At 69.1% G+C, this 1,386-nt stretch carries 2 protein-coding genes; both read right to left on the reverse strand.

Features of this window, described 5'->3' with window-relative positions; genetic code table 11:
* Positions 1-133: 133 nt before the first annotated feature.
* A complete protein-coding gene (locus tag KPL78_RS29995) occupies positions 134-799 on the reverse strand; it encodes a hypothetical protein (RefSeq protein WP_219766970.1) in 666 nt (221 codons plus the stop codon).
* A 16-nt stretch (positions 800-815) separates the two neighbouring features.
* The coding region (locus KPL78_RS30000; RefSeq protein WP_219766971.1) for an ATP-binding protein at positions 816-1,386 on the reverse strand (571 nt) is incomplete at its 5' end.

Genomic DNA, 1,386 nt, shown 5'->3' on the forward strand with positions numbered 1-1,386 from the left:
GACAGCATGATCGTCTTGCCGGCGCCGGTCGGGGCGACGCCGAGGGTGTTGCCGTGCTCACCGAGCGCACGCAGGCTGCGCTCGACGAAGAGCTTCTGGCGGGGGCGGAGCATCATGCTGGTGCGGCCCTGCCTCAGCGCGCCCAGGTGGGGCGCGGATCAGAGGAGGCGGCGGGCTGCTGCGGAGGCGGCGGGAAGGCCCCCTGGTGCATGGCCGGTGGCGTGCTGGGCGGCTGCGGCGATGCGAGACCCTGCGGCGGTCCGGCGTAGGCCGCCGAGGCCGCGTAGCCGCCGGGCGCAGTGTGTTGCCCGATCGCCTGGGCATAGCCCCGGTGATCGGGCGTCACCGCGCCGCGGATCTCGTTCTTGGCCTCGCCGTTGGTGTCGGTGCCGTGATCAATGCGGGCGATGAATTCCAGCCCATCGAGATCCGCGAAGCCGCCGATGCGGCGCGCCGCTTGCGCCTGGGGCGAGACGTCCTTGTCGGAAATGCCGCGCGCCGAGTTCAGCATGCTGCGCACGAAGCTGCGGCCCATGTTGCCCCAGTCCGGCCCCTTCGGGCTGTAGAGGCCGATCAGCGTGAAGATCTTGCGCTTGGCGTAGGGTCCCTCCAGGACCGTGAACTCGCCGTTGAGGTAGACGGCGCCGGTGCTGCCGCGCGTCGCGAAACCGCCGGTCCAACCCTGGCTCGGATCGTCGAAACCGCCCGGGCGGATCGTGAGGCGGACCTTCGCCAGCGTCCCCTTGGGGATCAGGTTCGGGTTGGACTGGGCGTCGTTGTAGTCGTTCCAGGAAGCCATAAGGGATCTCCTCGGATCAGGCGGTCGGGGCGTTGGCAGGCGCGGGCAGCGCAGGCGTCGGCGCCGGCAGCGCCAGGCGCTCAGCGATCGGACGGGCGGGGCCGCGGATCTTCGCGAAGAGCCGACCGAGATGCGGCTCCTCGATCATGTCGAGCCGGCCGCTGCGGTCCTTTGCGGGGTATCCCCAAGGATTGAGCGTCTGGCACACGAGTGCGCGGCGGAGCTGGCCGTCATCGCCCTTGATGGCGGCGAGTGTCAGCACCTCGTCGACGATGCCGGGCAGTTCGAGGCCGGTCTTGCTGCCGTCGATCTGCGGCACGAAGAGCTTGCGATTGAAGTCGTCAACCTTCTCGTCGAGGATGCCCACGAAGATCACGTTCTTGCCGCGCGTGTGCTGCAACTGGGTCAGCCACGCGATCATCTCGCGGCCATGCAGCCCATAGGCGCCGCGCAGATCAGGCTTGCCGGTGCGTTCGGCGAAGGCTTCGGGCTGACCGCGGCACCATTGCAGGCAGAGACGGCCGGCCACGGTGATGCTGTCGATGAACAGCGTCTCGTAGCGATCGAGCGAGGAGGGATCGCCGAAC

Source organism: Roseomonas alba, assembly GCF_019430885.1.
In the GTDB taxonomy this organism is placed as follows: Bacteria; Pseudomonadota; Alphaproteobacteria; order Acetobacterales; family Acetobacteraceae; genus Neoroseomonas; species Neoroseomonas alba.